Annotated in this window: 20 protein-coding genes; 7 read left to right on the top strand and 13 right to left on the bottom strand. The window is 61.0% G+C overall.

The features are described from left to right. Positions 1–46 precede the first annotated feature (46 nt). From FEV53_RS04215 to FEV53_RS04190, 6 genes are read left to right on the top strand one after another with little or no spacing between them, the layout of a single operon-like run. Positions 47–2,896, top strand: a complete 2,850-nt coding sequence (locus tag FEV53_RS04215; RefSeq protein WP_142833571.1) for a monovalent cation/H+ antiporter subunit A — start codon at positions 47–49, stop codon at positions 2,894–2,896. After that, positions 2,896–3,264 carry a Na+/H+ antiporter subunit C gene (locus tag FEV53_RS04210; protein WP_142833570.1) on the top strand — a complete coding sequence of 123 codons (369 nt, stop codon included), beginning with the start codon at positions 2,896–2,898 and terminating at the stop codon, positions 3,262–3,264. Before FEV53_RS04215 ends, FEV53_RS04210 begins: the two co-directional genes overlap by 1 nt. Beyond that, on the top strand, positions 3,261–4,967 hold the full coding sequence (locus tag FEV53_RS04205) for a monovalent cation/H+ antiporter subunit D (protein ID WP_142833569.1): 1,707 nt from the start codon (positions 3,261–3,263) through the stop codon (positions 4,965–4,967). The genes FEV53_RS04210 and FEV53_RS04205 overlap by 4 nt, the downstream gene beginning before the upstream one ends. Continuing rightward, complete coding sequence (locus FEV53_RS04200) at positions 4,967–5,467, top strand: Na+/H+ antiporter subunit E (protein ID WP_142833568.1); 501 nt, start codon at positions 4,967–4,969, stop codon at positions 5,465–5,467. Before FEV53_RS04205 ends, FEV53_RS04200 begins: the two co-directional genes overlap by 1 nt. Beyond that, positions 5,464–5,733 carry a K+/H+ antiporter subunit F gene (locus FEV53_RS04195; protein ID WP_142833567.1) on the top strand — a complete coding sequence of 90 codons (270 nt, stop codon included), beginning with the start codon at positions 5,464–5,466 and terminating at the stop codon, positions 5,731–5,733. Before FEV53_RS04200 ends, FEV53_RS04195 begins: the two co-directional genes overlap by 4 nt. Beyond that, on the top strand, positions 5,730–6,107 hold the full coding sequence (locus FEV53_RS04190; protein WP_142833566.1) for a cation:proton antiporter: 378 nt from the start codon (positions 5,730–5,732) through the stop codon (positions 6,105–6,107). The genes FEV53_RS04195 and FEV53_RS04190 overlap by 4 nt, the downstream gene beginning before the upstream one ends. A 22-nt stretch (positions 6,108–6,129) precedes the next feature. Here the strand turns inward: FEV53_RS04190 and FEV53_RS04185 are convergent, their stop codons facing one another. From FEV53_RS04185 to FEV53_RS04145, 9 genes are all read right to left on the bottom strand, one after another. Next, positions 6,130–7,224 carry a leishmanolysin-related zinc metalloendopeptidase gene (locus tag FEV53_RS04185; protein ID WP_142833565.1) on the bottom strand — a complete coding sequence of 365 codons (1,095 nt, stop codon included), beginning with the start codon at positions 7,222–7,224 and terminating at the stop codon, positions 6,130–6,132. Between the two features lie 155 nt (positions 7,225–7,379). Beyond that, complete coding sequence (locus tag FEV53_RS04180) at positions 7,380–8,429, bottom strand: leishmanolysin-related zinc metalloendopeptidase (RefSeq protein WP_185962099.1); 1,050 nt, start codon at positions 8,427–8,429, stop codon at positions 7,380–7,382. Between the two features lie 220 nt (positions 8,430–8,649). Then, positions 8,650–9,582, bottom strand: coding sequence for a ribokinase (gene rbsK, locus FEV53_RS04175; protein WP_142833563.1), 933 nt, complete (start codon positions 9,580–9,582; stop codon positions 8,650–8,652). A gap of 62 nt (positions 9,583–9,644) precedes the next feature. Further along, the gene (locus FEV53_RS04170) at positions 9,645–10,346 is read right to left on the bottom strand and encodes a DUF3047 domain-containing protein (protein WP_246100725.1); all 702 of its coding nucleotides are present in this window, start codon (positions 10,344–10,346) and stop codon (positions 9,645–9,647) included. Between the two features lie 20 nt (positions 10,347–10,366). Beyond that, the gene (locus FEV53_RS04165) at positions 10,367–11,233 is read right to left on the bottom strand and encodes a nitrilase-related carbon-nitrogen hydrolase (RefSeq protein ID WP_185962098.1); all 867 of its coding nucleotides are present in this window, start codon (positions 11,231–11,233) and stop codon (positions 10,367–10,369) included. Further along, on the bottom strand, positions 11,230–11,814 hold the full coding sequence (locus FEV53_RS04160) for a GNAT family N-acetyltransferase (protein WP_142833561.1): 585 nt from the start codon (positions 11,812–11,814) through the stop codon (positions 11,230–11,232). The genes FEV53_RS04165 and FEV53_RS04160 overlap by 4 nt, the downstream gene beginning before the upstream one ends. Beyond that, positions 11,811–12,215 (bottom strand): ketosteroid isomerase-related protein, encoded by a 405-nt coding sequence (locus tag FEV53_RS04155; protein WP_142833560.1) that lies wholly within the window; start codon positions 12,213–12,215, stop codon positions 11,811–11,813. Before FEV53_RS04155 ends, FEV53_RS04160 begins: the two co-directional genes overlap by 4 nt. A gap of 9 nt (positions 12,216–12,224) precedes the next feature. Continuing rightward, on the bottom strand, positions 12,225–12,848 hold the full coding sequence (locus FEV53_RS04150; RefSeq protein WP_142833559.1) for an enoyl-CoA hydratase/isomerase family protein: 624 nt from the start codon (positions 12,846–12,848) through the stop codon (positions 12,225–12,227). A gap of 3 nt (positions 12,849–12,851) precedes the next feature. Continuing rightward, positions 12,852–13,610 (bottom strand): SDR family oxidoreductase, encoded by a 759-nt coding sequence (locus tag FEV53_RS04145; protein WP_142833558.1) that lies wholly within the window; start codon positions 13,608–13,610, stop codon positions 12,852–12,854. Positions 13,611–13,736: 126 nt separating this feature from the next. Here FEV53_RS04145 and FEV53_RS04140 point away from each other — a divergent pair, with 126 nt between their 5' ends. Further along, the gene (locus tag FEV53_RS04140) at positions 13,737–15,113 is read left to right on the top strand and encodes a DUF2125 domain-containing protein (protein ID WP_142833557.1); all 1,377 of its coding nucleotides are present in this window, start codon (positions 13,737–13,739) and stop codon (positions 15,111–15,113) included. Between the two features lie 10 nt (positions 15,114–15,123). On the opposite strand, the gene FEV53_RS04135 is transcribed toward FEV53_RS04140, so the two are convergent. The 4 genes from FEV53_RS04135 to FEV53_RS04120 are packed head-to-tail and all read right to left on the bottom strand — an operon-like array spanning position 15,124 to position 19,420. Next, entirely contained in the window at positions 15,124–15,870 is a 747-nt protein-coding gene (locus FEV53_RS04135; protein WP_142833556.1) for a glycerophosphodiester phosphodiesterase family protein, read from the bottom strand. Next, positions 15,867–16,331: a RidA family protein gene (locus FEV53_RS04130; protein WP_142833555.1), complete on the bottom strand. Its 465-nt coding sequence runs from the start codon at positions 16,329–16,331 to the stop codon at positions 15,867–15,869. Before FEV53_RS04130 ends, FEV53_RS04135 begins: the two co-directional genes overlap by 4 nt. 24 nt (positions 16,332–16,355) lie before the next feature. After that, positions 16,356–17,675, bottom strand: a complete 1,320-nt coding sequence (locus tag FEV53_RS04125) for an HlyD family type I secretion periplasmic adaptor subunit (protein ID WP_142833554.1) — start codon at positions 17,673–17,675, stop codon at positions 16,356–16,358. Beyond that, entirely contained in the window at positions 17,675–19,420 is a 1,746-nt protein-coding gene (locus tag FEV53_RS04120) for a type I secretion system permease/ATPase (RefSeq protein ID WP_142833553.1), read from the bottom strand. Before FEV53_RS04120 ends, FEV53_RS04125 begins: the two co-directional genes overlap by 1 nt. Between the last annotated feature and the right edge of the window lie 8 nt (positions 19,421–19,428).

The raw sequence follows: 19,428 nt of genomic DNA, 5'->3' as shown, positions 1-19,428 counted from the left end.
GGTCAATCGGACAGATTTTGCGCAAACACACAAGACAAGAGGCCCGATGTCCCTTTTCCTGATCGTGCTGCTGCCGTTCCTGGGCGCTTTGTTGCCGGGTGTGATCCAACAGGCCGGGCGCCGCGCCTGTGCGATGACGACGTTCCTCGTTTCCGCACTGGCGCTGATAGGCTTGTTCAGCCACCTACCAGCGCTGTTGGCGGGCAACGTGCCCCGTGTCGAAGTGGACTGGATCCCGTCGCTGGGTCTGAACGTCGCCTTCCACCTCGACTGGCTCGCCTTCTTCTTTGCCCTGCTGATCCTCGGGATCGGGTGTCTGATCATCATCTACGCCCGGTTCTACCTGACCCGCGATGACAATATGGGCGAGTTCTTCACCTATCTGCTGTTGTTTCAGGGCGCGATGGTGGGGATCGTCCTCAGTGACAACATCCTGCTTTTGCTGATCTTCTGGGAGCTGACCTCGCTGTCATCCTTCCTGCTCATCGGGTTCTGGAAGCACCTGCCCGATGGCCGGCAAGGCGCGCGGATGGCGCTGACGGTCACCGGAATGGGCGGGCTCGCGATGATCGGGGGGATGGTGATCCTCGGGCAGATCGCCGGATCCTACAACATCACCGATATTCTCCAGCACCGCGCAGAAATCCAGGCCTCGCCCTACTACGTGCCGGCGCTGCTGCTGATCCTGCTCGGGTGCTTTACTAAATCCGCGCAGTTCCCGTTCCATTTCTGGCTACCCCACGCCATGGCGGCGCCGACGCCGGTCTCAGCCTATCTCCATTCGGCCACCATGGTTAAAGCGGGCATCTTCGTGCTCGCCCGCCTTTGGCCGGTGCTCTCGGGCACAGAGATCTGGGTGATCCTCGTCTCCGGCACCGGCATCATCACAATGGTCATCGCGGCGATCATCGCGCTGTTTAAAAACGACCTGAAGGCGTTGCTGGCCTTTTCCACCGTGTCGCATCTGGGTTTGATCGTATTCCTCTTGGGCACCGGTAACCCTTACGCGGCGGTGGCGGCAGTGTTTCATATCCTGAACCACGCAACCTTCAAAGCAGCGCTGTTTATGACGGCGGGTATCGTGGATCACGAAGCCCACACCCGCGACATCACCCGCCTCGGCGGCTTGCGCCATCTGATGCCGGTCACCACGGTGATCGCGCTCATCGCGTCGCTCTCCATGGCGGGGATCCCACTGTTCAACGGCTTTTTGTCTAAGGAGATGATGCTCGAAGAGGCCGCGCACACGACCTATCTTGGCAATCACTGGCTGATCCCGGTGCTGGCGACGGTAGGAGCGCTGTTCTCAGCGGCCTATTCCTTCCGGCTGTATTTCCATACTTTTACCGGCCCCGAGCGGCACGATTACCCGCATCACCCTCATGATCCGCCGTTCGGCATGTGGGTGTCGCCGGCGCTGCTTTGCATCCCGATCATTGCGATTGGCCTGCTGCCCTGGATTGCCGAAGGTTTCGTCTTTGCCGTCTCCGAGGCTGTCATGGGCAGCGCCGGGACGATCCCGGAAAAGCTGCACTTCAAGCTCTGGCACGGGGTCACCCCGGCACTGAAAATGTCGGGTATCGCGGTGCTGGGCGGTGCAATCCTGTTGCTTCTTTACCGCCCCGCAAATGCGGTCTGGGGCTTTTTGCCGGTGCCGTTCGCCAAGAAGATCTTCGATGCCATCGTCAACGCGCTGGTCGCCCTGTCCCGCGCGATCATCTGGCCCACCCATGACGGAAGCTTTACCCGCTCGGCCGCGATCTTTGCCGTGGCTGTCTCGGTGCTGGGTCTGCACGCGTTCATGTCCGGCACTCTGGGGCCGGTGACGCGGGAGCCTCTGGACATGCATCCGATGGTCATTCCCGGCTGGGCACTGATGATCATCTCGGCCTGCGCCATGGTTCTGTACCACCGTAACCGCTTTGCCACGCTCATTCTGATGAGCATTGTGGGTCTGATGCTCTCGGTCGCCTTCGCCTTCTTCTCGGCGCCGGATCTGGCGATGACACAAATCTCGGTCGAGGTGGTAACGCTGGTTCTGCTGCTCTTGGCGCTGAATTTCCTGCCAAACGAGACGCCTGCCGAAAGTCCGGTGATGATCAAGATCCGGGACGGTTTCATTGCAATTTTCGCGGGCCTGCTGGTTGCGGGCATGACCTATCAGATGCTGCTGCGTGACTTCGTGTCGCCGTCGATCGCTGAATACCACCTCGCCAATAGTAAGCCCGGAGGGGGCGGAACGAACGTGGTGAATGTGATCCTCGTGGACTTCCGGGGCTTTGATACCTTTGGCGAGATCATCGTCCTCGGCATCGCAGCTGTCATCATCTACGCCCTGACAGCGATGCTGATGCGCGGCCCCGTGCGCGCCAAGCTGCTGCATCGCAAACCCGATAAGCCCCTCGCGGGCGACAAGCACCCGCTGATGATGGTCGTGCTCACCCGGGTGATCATGCCTGTGGTGCTGCTGGTCGGCACGTATATCTTCTTGCGCGGGCATAACATGCCGGGCGGGGGCTTCATCGCTGGTCTGATCGTCGCCATCGCGATCATCATGCAATATATGGCCTCGGGCTATGGCTGGACCTATGACCGCCAGCGTTTCCCCCATCATGGCATTATCGGGGCCGGTGTGCTGGTGGCCGGGCTGACCGGCATCGGGGCCTGGTTCGTGGGCCATCCGTTCCTGACCAGCTCCTTCGCCTATATCAAGATTCCGGGTCTGGAGAAATTCGAGGTCGCCTCGGCCATGTTCTTCGACCTCGGCGTGTTCCTCGCGGTGTTTGGGGCGGTTCTGCTGTCCCTGTCGAGCTTCGCGCGGCTGGCACGCCACAAAGACTATGAAGAAAGCGATCATCCCATGGATATCGACCCCTCACGGACGGAGGCCGACTGATGGAGATCCTCGTTGCCTCTGCCATTGGCGTTCTGACCGCGACCGGACTGTATCTGGTCATGCGGCTTCGGACCTTTCCCGTCATCGTCGGAACGTCGCTGCTGACCTACGCGGTGAACTTCTTCCTGTTCGCTTCCGGGCGGCTTGTCGTCGGCGCGCCGCCCATCCTGTCGGAGGATGCGACGCGCTACACGGATCCGATCCCTCAGGCACTCGTGCTGACGGCCATCGTGATCTCCTTTGGCATGACCGCCGTCGTGGTGATCATCGCGCTGGGCGCGTATCTTTCCGCCGGAGAAGACAACGTGAACGAGCCTGACCCCGAAGGCCTCCTCGAAGGCATGGATGAGGAAGGAGAGCGCGCGTGAGCCACTGGATTATCCTTCCCGTCGTGCTGCCCGCGATGCTGGCAGCCGTGATCATCCTTGTCGCCCGGCACCATGTGCGCGTGCAGCGGGTCCTGTCGATCAGCGGCGCCATTGCTCTGCTGGCCATCGCCATCGGACTGATCATTCAGGCCGATGATGGCACAGTCACGCTCTATCAGCTCGGACACTGGCAAGCGCCCTTTGGCATCGTTCTCGTCGCCGACCGGCTCTCGACCTACATGGTTTTGCTGACAGCGATCCTTGCCCTGCTTGTCATTATCCACGCGACCGGATCAGGATGGGATAAGCGCGGGAACCATTTCCATGCGCTGTTCCATTTCCAGATCATGGGGATCATGGGGGCGTTCCTGACCGGCGACGTCTTTAACCTCTTCGTGTTCTTCGAGGTTCTGCTGATCTCGTCCTACGGCCTCATCGTCCATTCCGGCGGGTCGTACCGGCTGCGCACCGGAACCCAATATGTGCTGTTCAATCTGCTCGGCTCGACGCTTTTCCTGTTCGCGCTTGGCCTGATCTATGCCGAGACAGGCACCCTGAACATGGCGGATCTGGCACAGCGCATCCCGCTGATTGATCTCGACGCCAATGCGGGCATCCGGATTGCGGCGGTCCTGTTGCTGCTGGTCTTCGCTGTCAAAGGTGCGCTGGTGCCTCTGCATTTCTGGCTGCCTTCGGCTTACTCTGCCGCCCCTGCTCCGGTCGCGGCGCTGTTTGCCATCATGACGAAGGTCGGCGCCTATGCCATCATCCGCGTGTATACGCTGGTCTTTGCTCCGGATCTGGAGGTCACGGCGGATCTCTACTCCGTCTGGCTCCTGCCGCTGGCCCTGTTCTCCATGGGGATCGGCATGGTCGGCGCACTTGCGGCAATGAGAGTAGACAGGATGATCGCCTTCTCGGTGATTGGCTCGATGGGGATGGTCATGACCGCCATCGCGGTCATGACGCCCGACAGCATTACCGCAGCGCTCTATTATATCCCGCACTCCACTTTCGCCACCGCGGCCCTGTTCCTGATCGCCGATCTGGTCATAGAAAACCGCGGCAAGATGGGAGCCCGCCTCGAAGCCAGCGAACCGATTCCAGGCGCGGCCTATGTGGCGGCGATGTTTTTCATCGCGGCGATCGCCATGGTCGGTATGCCGCCGCTCTCGGGCTTTATCGGTAAGCTTCTGATCCTGCAGGCGTCCATCGCCTCCGATCTGGTCGTGTGGGTCTGGGCCGTCGTGCTCATCTCGTCCCTGATTGCGATCATGGCGTTCGCCCGGGCAGGCTCGGTCCTGTTCTGGAAGGCCAAGCAGACAGACGACGGTCAGGAATTGGATGAAAACTGCAGCGAAGAAGAAGTCGCCCGCGCCCGGACAGCCTCGGAGCTTCGTCCGACCAAGGAACTGCCCCTGCTGGCCATCTTGACGTTGATCGGGCTGCTGATCGTTCACACGGTGCTTGCGGGCCAGATCACAACGTATCTGCGCGATACCACGGCACAGCTTTTTGCGCCGGACAACTATATCTCCACCGTACTGGGGACGGAGGGCAAGACATTCGGGTCTCACGGCGATAAGGCCAAAGGGTCCGACCACGGCGAGGATAAGGAGGCAAGCCCCGGCGAGGCCCATCTGGCCGATGTGGAATCCCGCGACGGCGCAGAAGACAAAGGTGATGAGGAGGATACGCAGTAATGGCACGTCTCCTGGAAAAGCTGATCCCGCATCCCTTCCTGTCTGTATTGCTGATCATCGTCTGGTGCTTGCTCACCAATGCGGTGCATCTGGCCAACGTGTTGCTCGCGGTCTTTCTCGGGATCGTCATTCCGCTCATTACTGCGCCTTACTGGCGGGACCGGCCGCGTCCGCTGAACGTGATCAAACTCGTTGGGTACATCTTCATCGCAATATGGGACATCATGGTGTCCAATCTCGTGGTGACATGGCTGATCCTGACCCGGCCCTCCGACAAACTGCGATCGCACTGGCTGGTCATCCCGCTGGACATCAAGCGACCGGAGACCATCGCGATCCTCGCGGGGACCATTACGCTGACGCCCGGAACGGTGTCTGCGGATCTGTCTGACGATGGCAGCTACCTCTTGGTCCACGCCATCGACAGCGCCGATCCGCGCGCCGATGCGCAGGAGATCAAGGACCGCTATGAGCGCCGGTTGAAGGAGATCTTTGAATGATCACAAGCGCCACATTGATCGCGGCCAGCGTCGTGTCGCTGTCGCTCTTCCTCTGCCTGATCCGCCTGCTGCGCGGCCCGTCCATGGGGGACCGCGTTCTGGCACTGGATACCATGACCGTGAACGCCATCGCGCTGATCATCCTGCTTGGCATCTATGGGGGCACCCATCTCTATTTCGAAGGCGCCTTGCTCTTCGCGATGCTCGGCTTTGTGTCCACCGTCGCCTTCGCGCGCTTCATCCTGCGGGGAGATCTCATCGAATGATCGACACTCTGCTGCAATTCGCCGCCGTTACCTGCCTCGCCATCGGGGCGTTCTTTACCCTCGTCGGAGCTATCGGCCTGCTGAAATTCGACACGCCGATGAAGCGCCTTCACGCGCCGACCATGGTCAGCACGCTGGGTGTCGGGGCCTTCCTTGTTGCGTCAATAATCGACTCATTCGCGACCGGATCGGGATCGTTGCGCGAGATCCTGATCATGGCGTTCCTCTTCGTCACGGCACCCATTTCGGCGAACTTCATCGCCAAAGTGCATATGCATCGTGCCGACTGCAATCGTCCGCCTCGCCCCGGGTCGCGCATCTGGGCAACATACGACACTGACGAGGCCGATCAGCCAGCGGAAGAGGCCGCCTGATCACCAGATGGCCTTGGCTGTCTCAGGCCATCACATAGTCTGAAAACAGATCCAGGGGATTGAACGGGTTGTCCAGGTAAGTGTCATAGCCCATGTCTTCGAGGGCCGCGACGGTCATCTTTGAAAGGTCGTTTGCGTTGTCGCCGTCGAGATACCCCGACATGAGCTCGCTGTTGAAGACCAAATCATCCCAATGGGATCCGGCGGTTCCCGATCCGCCATCCATCTCAATCGGGACGCCAAAGGCGCTCAGGGGATCGTTCAGTGCGATCTCAGCGTATTCGTCCATGTACATCTCTGTGGCGAATGCACCTGTAAAGCGCAGATCACCGTTGAGGTCCGAGGTCAGGCCCATCTGATTCCAAGCGGATCCAAAACCCAGAGAGTGGAGCATTTCGTGCAGGACAACCGAGCCGAACTGCCCGCGTACATCAAGGGCTTCGGCATCCGAAAGGTCAAACCTCATCGTCGCCTTCGTAGGCAGCTTAGATGTGTCGCGGTGTCCAGTGGGGCCGGCCCGGCCCAACACACCGCCCGGGCCATCAATCTCGACAATTGCGGCGTAGATAAGAATGTCATCAATCTCTTGGCTGCGCGACCGGACATCAGGAACATCGCCGAGAATTAGCTGACTGACGGTTTCGGCTGCTGCTATGAAGTCCTGCTGCAGCGCACTCGTCCAGTAGGAGCCGTCGAAGACCACCTTCACATTGAAGCTCTCCGCTGCAGCGCCGCCGCTGGTATAGCTTGTCAGGCGTCCGCCATCTTCGTCGTTGTCGTCTCCTGAGCCCTTCCAGTGTCCGGCTTTTTTTATCGTCACGCCGACGATTTTATCAATTGAGCTGAGCGCTTTTTCATTGGCTGATGCGTAGTCTTGCTTTTCCCTTCCAGGAACCTGATCAAAGTCGGTGCCCTGCAATTCCTCAAACAGTGCATAGGAAAAATCGCGTTCGATCGTTTCAATTATACGCAAAGGGCCTGTGGTATCTGTGAGAGTTAAGCTATCCTGCGCCTTGTCGAACTCGGCTATCGGGTTGTCATCTGGCAATGGATGAAAGTCAGGGAGCTTGCCGCGTAGGATGTCTTGAAGTCTGAGTTTGAGAAATCCCAAATACATCTGCCCATTCTCTCCATTTACACGCTGGAGATGATGAGCTCAGGTATTGATTTCGTCCATTTCGCGAAAGTGTAGGCTGCGGTCTATTAGGAGGTGACGCCCTCCGCTTTTGGAGCGAAGGGCGTTCAATGGGTGAAGATTCTAACCCTACGGGATTAGGCGGCCATCAAATCGCCCCAGAGATCAGTGGGGTCGTTCGGATTGTCGATCACCGTGTCGTAGCCCATGTCTTCGAGAGCGGCGATGCTCATGTCAGAGAGGTAGTTCTCGGAGTTGATGATGCCGGTCATCAGTTCATTGTCGAATGTTGCCTCGTCCCAATGCCCGCCGGCTGTTCCTGAGCCATAGTCTGTTTCGACAGGGACACCGTAAAGAGCAAGAATATCGGTCGATGCGATGTCGGCGAAGTCCTCGTTATAGGCGGCAGTTGCCAGCTCGCCCCGAAAGCGCAGATCACCATTCACGCCGGTCACCAGGTCCATCAATCCCCACATTGTGCCGAAGCCGAGCGCATGGATCATCTCGTGCAACACGATGTCATCAAAGAGCCCCCGGGCGTCGAAATTCTCTGCGTCTGCCACATCGAATTCCATGAGTCCCGTTGCGGGAAGGTAGTCGCTGGTTCTGTAACTGGTCGGACCCGCCCGACCGAGCGTGCCACCAGCGCCATCGATTTCGATGAGGTCTGCGGTGATCAGAATGTCGTCAACTGCGCCGAATCCTGAGACAAAAACATCTGCCACATCGCCCAGAATGATTGAGCTGAGGTAATCGGCAGCGGCGACGAAATCTTCCTGTAATGCGGCGGTCCAGTTGCTGCCGTTGAACTGCACAGTCACGTTGTAATTCGAGGCGTCACCTCCGCTGGTGTAGGTCGTCAGCAGGCCGTCGCCCGGGCTGCCCGTGCCGCCGTCACCGGAACCGGTGGTGTCGCCGCCTGGATCCTTCTGCTTTTTGCCCCCCCTGGCACCACCGCCCTTGGCGTCGGTCCGCTCTGGTCTGGCGTCGAAAGTGCCGTTGAATGGGAGCGCGGTAAGTCCGTCGCTCCTCGCCTCCTGTGCCGTATCAGGTAGCTCCGGACTAAAGTCGAATGTTCCGGGAGCAGTCGGGTCTACGCCTTCGCGGAGGTCAAAATCTACTGTATCGGCGCCATCACGTGACAGTTCGAGCCTGCGTTCCTCACTCCAGCGGTCTGCGCGTTCCACGCGAGCCTCGTCCGCTCGACGATCCGGGAGAAACTGAAAACTGTCCACGCCCCAAGTGCTCGCCGAAGCGAGGTTCCATTGATTGTCTAACATTACATTACCCCACGTTGCGGGTGATAGATCCCGCTTTCGGAATTACAGAAGTAGTCCTTGCCCTATGTTCGGAGCGTAGCGCGCTGGAATAAATATACCCTTTCGGCTTGCAGGCGTTTTTTAGGTTTCAGTTTGATTTAGGGGAGGCGAGCAGACTGTCCGTTTCGTACCGATCAGGCATGGAAGATGCAGCACCGGATCGGGTTACAGAAATGGCGGCTGTTGCGTTGGCAAAACGCAATGCCTCCGAGATGTTACGACCTTCGGCAAGGGCTGTAGCGAGACCGCCATTAAAGGCGTCACCTGCTCCTGTTGTTTCGACCACAGGGCCTGCCGTAAGAGCGGAGACATAGACCTGCGAATTTCCGCTGGAATAGAGGGCGCCACGGTCTCCGAGCGTGATAATTGCCGCTCCCGCGCCCAAACGAATCAGCTCGCGCGCTGCGAATTCGGCTTCTTCGACGGTCGTGACCGGACAACCGGTGAGCGACTCCGCCTCCGTTTCATTGGGCGTAACAAAGTCGCAGAATGACAACATGTCCGGGGGCAGGGATGCGGCAGGGGCGGGGTTAAGAATTGTTGTGACGCCCGCCGAACGAGCAATTTCCAACGCATGGCATGCTGCATCAAGAGGCTGCTCTAACTGGCACATGAAGATTTTCGCGGCCCGGATCGTCTTAGACCAGTCATCGATGTCCGCAGGCGATATCTGTCCGGCGGCGCCCGGCGCAACGATGATTGCGTTATCCCCGGTGGCGCTGTCCACATGAATGAACGCGGCCCCGGTGGGATGATCCGGGGTCTGCGTTCCCTTGAAACTCACCCCTGCCTGGGCCCAGGTCGAGAGAGCCATGTCGCCGAAGGAGTCAGTCCCGATCCGGGTCAACATAGCAACTTTGGCGCCGGCCCGCGCTGCAGCGATCGCCTGGTTGGAGCCTTTTCCGCCGGGGCTCAGAGCGAAGCTGTCGCCGAGGATCGTCTCGCCTCTTTGTGGCAGTCTCGCGGAGCGAAATGCCGCATCCGCAGCGAAGATTCCAAGCACTGCGATTTCATGCGTCATGCCTCTCCCCCTCAAGCGTTAACCTGCACAGCCGAGAAGGGAAAATCAACGATCTTCTGTGGTTAGTCGAGACGCAGGCTGTCGATCCGTGCGGAAATACGGCTGTCGGTGTCGTCGCTATCTGCAGAAATTGCAGCACCCAGCAAGACCGCAGGACGCTCACCGAAGGCCTTTTTCAAGTCAGCGTCGAAATTCACCTGTTCGGTTGCGGAACCGGTTCCGGCGCTCCGCAAGACCACGGTTTTTCCGCGCGATCCCAGATAGGGGCTGTCCAGCACGGCACCCCGGGTAGCATTCCCGCCCCAGACATAGACAAGGACCCGCACGTTTTCTGCGCCAAGTAGCGAGCGCAGCGACGCGCCCTGCAGCGTGCCAGCCGTCGCCTCATCGGAAAAGACGAAGTAGAGGGCCAGATTCCGATCATCACCGCCTTTCCGTCGCAGATCCGTGGCTGGCACGCCCTCGGTTACTGACCAACTCCAACGGGCGGATTTGGCGGAGGATGCGTCCGGCGTTCGACGGTAGAGCAGCGAGACACTGTCTTGAGATGTGACCGTCACGCCCTTGCCATCGGTCTGATAGCTGTTGGCGGCTTGGAAGGGGAACTTCTGGTTCTGCCAGTTGCCATCGAACGCGATGGGACCGGCGCTGGCAGCGACCGGTGTCAGGGTGAGGAGAAGCGTGCAGGCAAGATTGCGGAACATCGGCGGACCTTTCACGATAAAATGCCCCCCTTGGGTGCCGGGTTTCGTCGGGGCGGCCAAGGGGGCTCACGCCGAGTTGTTCAGCCTGAAATGTCGGCACTTCGGCCCAGTCCAGCGCGCGCAATCGCGGCGGGTCGGTCAAGAGGCAGATGCACCTCACCCTGCCCATCACGTAACCGGCGTAGCTGCGCTAGGGGAACCTCAGCCTCGGCCCAGCCGGGTGTATTTGGGAGGCTTTCGTTCAGGATGCCGGTTGGAGGAAATCCCCGGTCTGGTGGCCCGTAAATTCCTGCGCGCCCATGGTTTTCGTCCAGAAAGCAGCAATCGGAGAGCGGTCCCACCGTTTGCGACAGCACCGTAATGCAGCATCCCTCCAGGGCGCGTGCGCGGGCTGCATTCCGCACACGGGCTGCACCGTGGGGGCCATCGGTGCAGGCTGGTATCAGCAGGATGTCGCAGTCGAGCGCTGCCGACAGTTCGGGGAATTCGCCGTCATGACAGATCAGCACACCGATCCGGCCCCATGCAGTGTCGGAGACCAGCAGCGGGTCGCCGGACGCGAGCGTCGTGTGGCGGCGCTCCCACGGTGTCGGGATCTGCTTGTCGTTCCAGACATACGACCCGTCCGGTGCAATCAGGTAAGCGCGATTGACGAAGCGCCCCGCCTCGGCAACCGGCAGGCTCCCCATGAGGATGTGTTTGCCGTGGGACCGGGCCAGTGTGCGGTGCACATCCAGCGCCGGGCCAGCCGCCGCCGCTGCGTGGGTGAGCCAGTCTTCGGGCGTATCTGCGGGGGGACGGGCCGTCAGACTTGCTTCGATCCCGGCATATTCGGGAAAGACCAGCAGATCCGCCTGGGTGCCTGAGATCCAGCGGTCCAGCTTGGCGGCGTAGCTGGTGGCGTCCGCGTGCCAGTCCAGTGGCCATGCAGCGGCAGCGATCCTCACAGATCGTGCGTCCAGACGCGGAGTTGCTTTTTACTGGGGCCGTTGTCCCCAAGATCCGTCCAGTGCATCCGCACAAAGGCATCGCGTGGCGTGTATCCGCGGCCCTTCCAGAATGGTGCCAGTGACCGCGCATTCTGAGGCCGTGCGGGATGGCTGTCGGGCCGCTCGACAGCGCAGAAAAGCGCGGTTTTGAAGCCCAGCGCCTTGGCATGGGCCTCCCGTCGGTCAAAGAAGACATGCCCAAGCCCGCGGCCTCTGTACTCCGGCAGCAGTACCGATTCTGCGCAGTAGAACACGTCCTCCAGTCGCAGGCCCAGATCGGTCAGAGGCAGATCGCGGGCGTCCTGATGGTGGCTGAGGGGCATCCCGGTGGCGCAGCCCACCACCCGGTCCCCATCCATTGCTGCGATCAGAATCGCGTTTGGTGTGTTGCGGTAACTACGGAGGTACTTGGATTCATTCGCCGGGTCGCCGTCGTAGAGATAAGGCCAGTCGCGAAACACCTCTGTGCGCAGCCGCGCCAGATCTTCGATGGCAGAGCTGATGGCTGCGCCGGTCAGGGTTTCGCAGCGTGGCGTCATTCACTCACCTGCCGCAGCCAGTCGGCGAGGTTGTAATACGTGGTTACGCGGGTGATCTGCCCGCTGGTGATGCTGAGGAAGGATCCGACCGGCAGGCTGTAGCGCTGGCCTGTCGCAGCCGGCAGACTGGGCTGTGTGGCCTTGTAGGTCCCATCAATCGTGAACTCAGCAGCGACGCGGCCCGGCGGTCCGTCGAACAGCGTCAAGTCCGAGATATGCTCGGAATAGGCGCGGTCCATCTCGGCGAGAAAGGCGCGAAAGGCATCCTTGCCGTGCCGGACGTCGCCTTGATTAACGAAGTGCTGCACGTCCTCAGAGATGAGGTTCAGCATCGCTTCGGCATCCCCGGCGTTGAACGCGTCGAAATAGTGCCGGGCGATGGTCAGGTCAGTGTCGCTCATGTGATATCCTCAGGTCGCGGTGGTTTGGACGATCATCTGCCTGATCGCCGCCGCGTGGTCGGGGCTGGCCACGCACAAATCCTTGGTCAGAGAGGCGATTTCGGCGTCGATGTCCTCGGTAATGCGATCAATGAGGCCGAATTGCAGGGCCTCGGTGGCAGACACTTTCGCACCACCCATGAGGATCAGTTTTGCTCGCGCTGGCCCGATCAGCCGCGTCAGTCGCGGCACGTCGGAGGGCTGTGGCAGGTAGCCCATCCGCATCACCGGATAGAAGAACCGCGCCGTCGGCATGGCAATCCTCAGGTCAGCCGCCAGAACCATGCCCATCGCCCCCCCGGCGCACGGTCCGTTCAACGCTGCGATGCTCAGCCCCGGATAGTCCGAGACAGCCGCAGAGAGCTTTTCCCAAAGGGGCGAGGTTGCGAGGCCCTCGGCGGCTTCTTTCAGATCCGCCCCGGCGGAAAACACAGAGCCGGACCCCGTGAGGATCAGCGCGCGCCGGGCGTTGGCTTGCTGCACCGCTTCGACCAACTGTTCCAGCATGGCTGAGCTAAGAGCGTTGGCCTTATCCGGGCGGTTGAGGGTGATGTGGCACAGGCCGCCCTCCACCCGTGTCTCGATCAGTCCCATGTGTCAGGCCACGAGGCCGACAGCGCGGCGGATCGTGTCATCTCGCAGGGACACTTCTTCCCCCAGCCAGTCGTTGCCCGCCGGTCCTGCCATCCAGACCAGCGCCTTGGCGGGCCAGTCCGCGGGGATGTGATCGGACCAGTCGAGGCGGCTGACGGCGTTGACGCCGGACGCCTTGATCTCGCGCTGCATATCGGTGGCGACGGTGCCCGGTGAAAGTCCCATGGCGCGGATACCACGGCCCCGGCATTCCAGATCGGCCTGACGGGTCAGCATCGCCGCTCCGGCTTTGGCGGCGCAGTACTGGGACCAGCCCTCGACGGGACGCGAAGCGGCGCCCGAGGAAACCGTGATGATGGTGCCGCCGCCTCGGGACATCATCACTGGCAAGGCGGCGCGCATCCCGTGGAAAACGCCCTTGAGGTTCACATCGACCGCGAAGCTCCACGCGTCGGGATCGACGGCCGACAGATCGGCGATGGGGTCGATGATGCCCGCATTATTGATCAGAATATCCAAGGCACCAAATGCCTCGACCGTCGCCTCGACGGCGGACTGCATTTCCCAATAGCGCGACACGTCGCAGGGGATAGCGAGGGCGGTGTCGGAACCAAGCTCACCTGCGAGATCGGCAATCGGTGCGCGGGAGCGGGCCAACAGCGCCACCTTGGCCCCCGCACGGACAAATTCCCGTGCCGCTTCGGCGCCGATCCCTTTGCTCGCGCCCGTGATCAGAACGACCTTTCCCGACATGTCCGACATGCAAATCTCTCCCTGTCCTGATTACAGCTTATGCTCCGATCCTTGCGCTGCCAACCGGTTGATGCGCTTGACCCTTCGCTCCCCGGCCCCCATCTTTGCGCAGAGCACATCACCCCGGAGCCCGTCATGCGCCACGCTGCCAAGATCGCTTTTGCCACTGCGCTGCTCGGGTCATGGAATGCCCCAGTTCAGGCTGAAATCACGCCAGAGGCGCTTTGGGGGGAGTGGCAGGCCGGAACTGGCGAAATTACGGCGCTCGCGGGCGAAATCTCGGACGCCGGCGAGGGGTTTCTTGTCCAGAACGCGGTGCTGAAAGTGGGGCGGGGCGCAGGTGCGCCAACCCTCGCTCTGACCGAGTTGAGCCTCGCCGCAGAAGGCGAGGCGACCCGGCTGGATCTGCCCGCGACTGCGCAAGCCAACGCAGCGGGCGAGACCTATGAACTCACCCTGACGGAGATGTCAGTTCTGGTATCGGGCGAGATGACCGACCCAGATTACGTCGTCTCGGGGCAGCGGATGGGGATCGCAACGGACAGCCTGCCACTGGCCTCCGGCGCGACTGCTGCCCAGGTGCAGCTCGACAATCTGATGCTCTCCTATCTCGGGCAAAGCGGTTCAGCGGAGGCGACAGAGCTCGCTCTGATCATTGATCCGGTGGGAGAAACACCGGGCGTTGCTCTGACCCGTCAGGGCGTCACCGCCGTATTCGAGGGAGACCCCGAGGCGTTTGCGGTCCCCGGAAGCGGCCCGTATTCGATAGTGCTGACCACAGAGAGCGGCACGCAGGACATGCAAATCGAGAGACCGGACCGCCCCGGGATGGCTGTTGCACTGAACAGCGGCCCGACGCGGGATGAGATCCGGTCCGACGCGCAGGATATCATCCTGCGGCAAAGCTATGCGGGGCTTCAGGCCCGGTTTTCGGGTCCTGCCGTTCCGTTGCCCGATGCGTCGATGACGATCGGCGCGACCACGATCGGCGCCCAGGTCCCGGCGCTGAGTCGGGACGCGGCGCAACCGTTCTCTCTCGATATGGCGCTGACTGATGTGGAGGTGAGCGAGCAGCTCTGGCAGCTTTTTGACCCCGCCGCGGCGCTGCCACGCGACCCCGTGCAACTGTCCTTTGCTCTGTCCGGTGACGCGGTGATGAACGGAGAAACGCCCCGGCCCGAGCGGTTGACGCTTGATGATCTCCGGCTCTCACTGCTCGGCGCGGAGATGTCCGCGAAGGGAGGGGTGCAGTTCGCGGCGACCCCGTCGACGGAGAGGGTGTTCGGGAGACCTGTCGGTGGCTTCGGCGTGACATTGACTGGGTTCAACGCCTTGATCCAGAATCTCATGGCGCTGGGTACGATCCCTCAGCAGCAGTTGTTCGGTCTCCAGATGGGGCTCAGCATGTTCACCACCGAAGGGGAGGGACCGGACACACTGACGTCTCGCATCGAGATGGGCCCCGACGGGACGTTCTCGCTCAATGGTCAGCCCATGGGCCGGGTGCCCTGACGGTTATTCATCAGGGTCGGAACGACTCAAAGGTGATCTGATCGGCGATTTTCATCGCTTCGCCCTGCTGCTGAGGTGTTGTGACTGTCCAGCAAAGAATGCTCGCACCGCGCTCTTTCAACTCCGCGATGCGCGGGATGTTCAGGGCGCGGTGATCGTAGCTGACGAACTCAAGATCATCCGTCCACGCATCCATCTGTGCCAGTGACTGACGCAACTCGGCAGACAGTCTGCCTGCGTAATCTTCGGCCGGGCAAGCGGTCAGGCCGCGATAGACATGGGCAGGCATCTTCCCCAGCGTCTGCACGCAGGTCGGGGCAAAGCTCATCACCGCGATCTCGGTCCCGCCACGGACCGCAGCCCGCACCACGTCTCCCACCGCCGAACCGATGGCGGCGAGGTCCTGCTCGGGAAGGGCCTTTATCTCTACCAATACGGGCGCTTTGGGCGCGAATTCCGCGAGGATCTCTGACAGCGGCAGGACCACATCCGCCCCGCCGGTCAGAACCATTTCGCGCAACTCGGCGGCTGTGTGATCCGCAACCCAACCAATCCGGCCCGTCAGGCGCTCCAGCCCCGGATCATGGAACACGACCGGAATGCCGTCACGGGTGATCTGCACGTCGAGCTCTATACCGTAGCCATGCTCAACGGCTGCCAGAAAGGCGCTGCGGCTGTTCTCGATGCATCCGGAGGCTTTGTCGTGAAGCCCACGATGGGCAAAAGGACGCCGGATGAAATGGGCGGGCAGGCTCATCGGACCTCGAAGATCCCTTCGATTTCTACCGAGACGTTCATCGGCAAGGCGGCCGCGCCCACGGCCGAGCGAGTATGCCGACCCGCCTCCCCCAGTGCCTCGGCGAGGAAGTCGGAGGCGCCGTTCACGACCTTGGGCTGGTCAGTGAAACTCGGCGCGGAGGCGACAAAGCCGGTAAGTTTCACGACGCGCACAAGGCGGTCGAGATCCCCGTCACAGGCGGCCTTGACCTGAGCCAGCAGCGAGATCGCACATTGCCGGGCCGCATGGGCACCGCGCTCGATATCGTCTGGCGATGTCAGGTGCCCGGTAATCAGGCCATTCTCATCCTGGCTGATCTGGCCGGAGACGTAGACCAGATCGCCAACGCGCATCCACGGCACGTAATTGGCTGCGGGAGCTGGCGCGTCGGGCAGGGTCACGCCCATCGCGGCGAGCGTATCCTCATAGCTGTGAGACATGGGTCCTCCGGGTCACTTCTGCGTTCAGCCTTCGCGGAAGGCCTTCGAGAAATACTCTGTAAGAGGTTTTGTGAGATACGCCAGAGGGGAACGATCCGCCGTTGTCAGATAAGCATCCACGGGCATGCCGGGGATCAGCGTCAGGCCCTCGGGGAGCTTCTCGATCTCACCGGGGGACAGCACGACCTTGGCTCGGTAGAAACTCGCGCGGCTCGTCTCATCCACGAAACTGTCGGCGGACACCTGAATGACCTCGCCCTGCAGTTCGGGCGTCGTCCGGGTGTCAAAAGATGGGAAGCGAAGTTGCGCGGTCTGACCGACATTAACCTGATCCACATGGATCGGGGGCACCTGTGTCTGGATCACCAGCGGACGGTCCTGCGGCACGATATACATAACGGGCTCAGCGGCCTGCACGACAGCCTGTTCGCCGAAGACGGTCAGATCGATCACCACACCGGCAACGGGTGCCACGATTTCGGTTCGGGATCGCTGCTCAAGCAAGCCATCCAGTTCTTCTGACAGCTCGGTTTCGCGCACGCGAATGTCCCTGAGCGCCGTGATTGCATCTTCCCTACGCTGGACCGTGTAGACGAGCTCCTGATTTTCCGTCTCGAAGATCCGCTCCTCGGCTTCGGCACGGGCCGCGATAAGCTCGCCAATCTGGCCCTGCAGCCGCGCTGCTTCGCGTTGCAGTGCCAAAACCCGGCTGGACTGCGCCAGTCCACGCTCCAGAAGTTGTTGTTGATCGGCCATTTCCTCGTTGATGAACTCGACTTGTAGTGCGAGGGCATCGCGCTGGGCGTCTATGCCTTCGATCTGACGACTGATCTGGGTCCGGCGGTTCCCGAGCTGTTGCAAAGTCTTGGTCGCGGTTTCGAGACGCGCCTCAAAAAGCCTTTGCTGACCCCGAACCAGATCCTCGACATCCGGATCTTCCTCGGCTCGCTCGAGCAGATCCTCGGGAAATCCGGGTGCTTCGGAGTTGTCTCGTTCGGCCTCAAAACGAGCGCGTCTCGCGCGGATTTCCACGAGCTGCGCGTCGGCGGCGTTGATCCGGTTGGTCAGAAGCTTCGTGTCCAGCACGATCAACGTCTGGCCCTTTTCAACGCGGTCGCCTTCAGTGACTTTCAGCGCCTCGACAATGCCGCCATCGGGGTGTTGCACGATCTGCCGGTTCTGATCGACCTCGATCTGCCCGCTGACAACCACCGCTCCGGAAATCTCCGTAAAGGTGGCCCAACCGCCAAAGCCGCCGACCAGAACTACAAGTGTCAGAAGGCCGACAGATAGCGGAAAGGTCACGGGCCAGAGGCGCTTTTCAGAACTCTTTTTCTCGCTCATTACGAAATTCCTCCGGGGCGCGGGGCCGCATCTGTGACCTGCTGATGGTTCTGCAACACCTGTTGCAAAACCTCGTTTTTCGGCCCGAAGGCCCGTCGCATCCCCTGATCGACCACCAGAATACGGTCGCAGCTTTGAATGGCGCTGGGCCGATGTGCCATGATGATGACAGCGCCACCGCGCGCCTTGATCTGCTCGAGGGCCGTATTCAGGGCGATGCTGCCCTCGTTGTCGAGATTCGAGTTCGGTTCATCGAGGACGAGAATCACCGGGTCGCCAAACATCGCGCGGGCCAGCCCAATCCGCTGCATTTGCCCGCCAGAAAGCCGCCCCGTCGCGCTGGTAACAGGTGTATCATACCCATCGGGCAGTTGCAGGATCATTTCATGCGCGGCAGCCCTCTTCGCCGCCTCTACAATGGCGGAGTCCTCGGCATCAGGTTGAAGACGCGCAATATTCTCGGCGATTGTGCCGTCAAAAAGCTGTACCCGCTGGGGCAAATAGCCAATGTGACGTCCGAGCACTTCGGGCTCGTACTGCTCCAGCGCACCACCATCGAGCCGGATTTTCCCGCCTGCGGCACGCCAGACCCCCACAATAGCGCGGGCAAGGGTGGATTTGCCCGAGCCCGAAGGCCCGATCACACCCACAGCCTCTCCGGGTTGAACGTCGAAGGAAATCATGCGCAACGAGGCCTGATTCTGCCCCGGCGGGATCACGGTCAACTGGTCCACGGTGAGGCGTGCCTTGGGGCGGGGCAGGGCGGTGCGGGGCTTTTCTTCGGGGACCGTCCCCAGCAATTCCGCAAGGCTCTTCCAGCCAGTCTGGGCGCGTTGCGCGATCTGCCATTGATTGATCGCAAGATCGATGGGCGCCAGCGCCCGGCCGAGCATGATCGAGCCCGCAATCATCGCGCCGGGGGTCATCTCTTCCTGCAAGACCAGCCAGGCCCCCAGAGCCAGCATGGCTGATTGGAGAAGCAATCGGAGAGTCTTCGTCAGGCTGGTATATCCCCCCGCGACATCGCCGCGCTGCATTGTGTTTTCCAGCGCCGCCTGACGATGTTCATGCCAGCGCCCAAAGGCAGCGTCCTGCATCCCCAGCGACCGGACCATCTCTGCTTCCTTGCGGATCTGTTCGGAGAGACGTTCCGCCCGGGTTTGGGCAAACTGGGCGCGGGCCTGACTCTTCTTCGAACCCATCTGGTTCAGGAATGCGATGCAGATGAGCACCGCGCCGCCCAGCAAGGCGAGCCAACCGAGGTAGGGGTGGAATGCGAAGATGATCAGAATGAACAGAGGCGTCCACGGCAGATCAAACAATGCGGTCAGAACCGGGGATGAGATAAAGCGTTGAACTGCCTCAAGGTCGCCGAGGTAGTTGCGGCTTTGGTCACCACCTTCCTGTACAGCGGACCGGCGGACCATGGCGGAAAAGACACGCTTGTCGAGGCGGGACTGAAATCGGGCCCCGATCCTAGACAGGATGCGGTTCCGAGAAAAGTCCAGAAATCCCATCATCATGAAGAGGAAGATCATCAGAAGCGTCAGCGCGACCAATGTGGCCTCTGAGCGTGAGCTGAGCACTCTGTCGTAGATCTGCAGCATGAAGAGCGGGCCGGTCAGCATCAGCAGGTTCACGAAAAAGGAGAATACTGCGACCGCCCAGAACAACCCACGGCTTTCCGAGCGGGTCGAATTGAGCTCTTCGCGCCCCATTCTGTATTGCACAGCCTGATTCTTCATAAAACGTC

This window comes from Palleronia caenipelagi, from assembly GCF_007004065.1.
In the GTDB taxonomy this organism is placed as follows: Bacteria; Pseudomonadota; Alphaproteobacteria; order Rhodobacterales; family Rhodobacteraceae; genus Palleronia; species Palleronia caenipelagi.
Note: the sequence above shows the minus strand (reverse complement) of the source record. Positions and strands in the feature narration are given on the sequence as shown.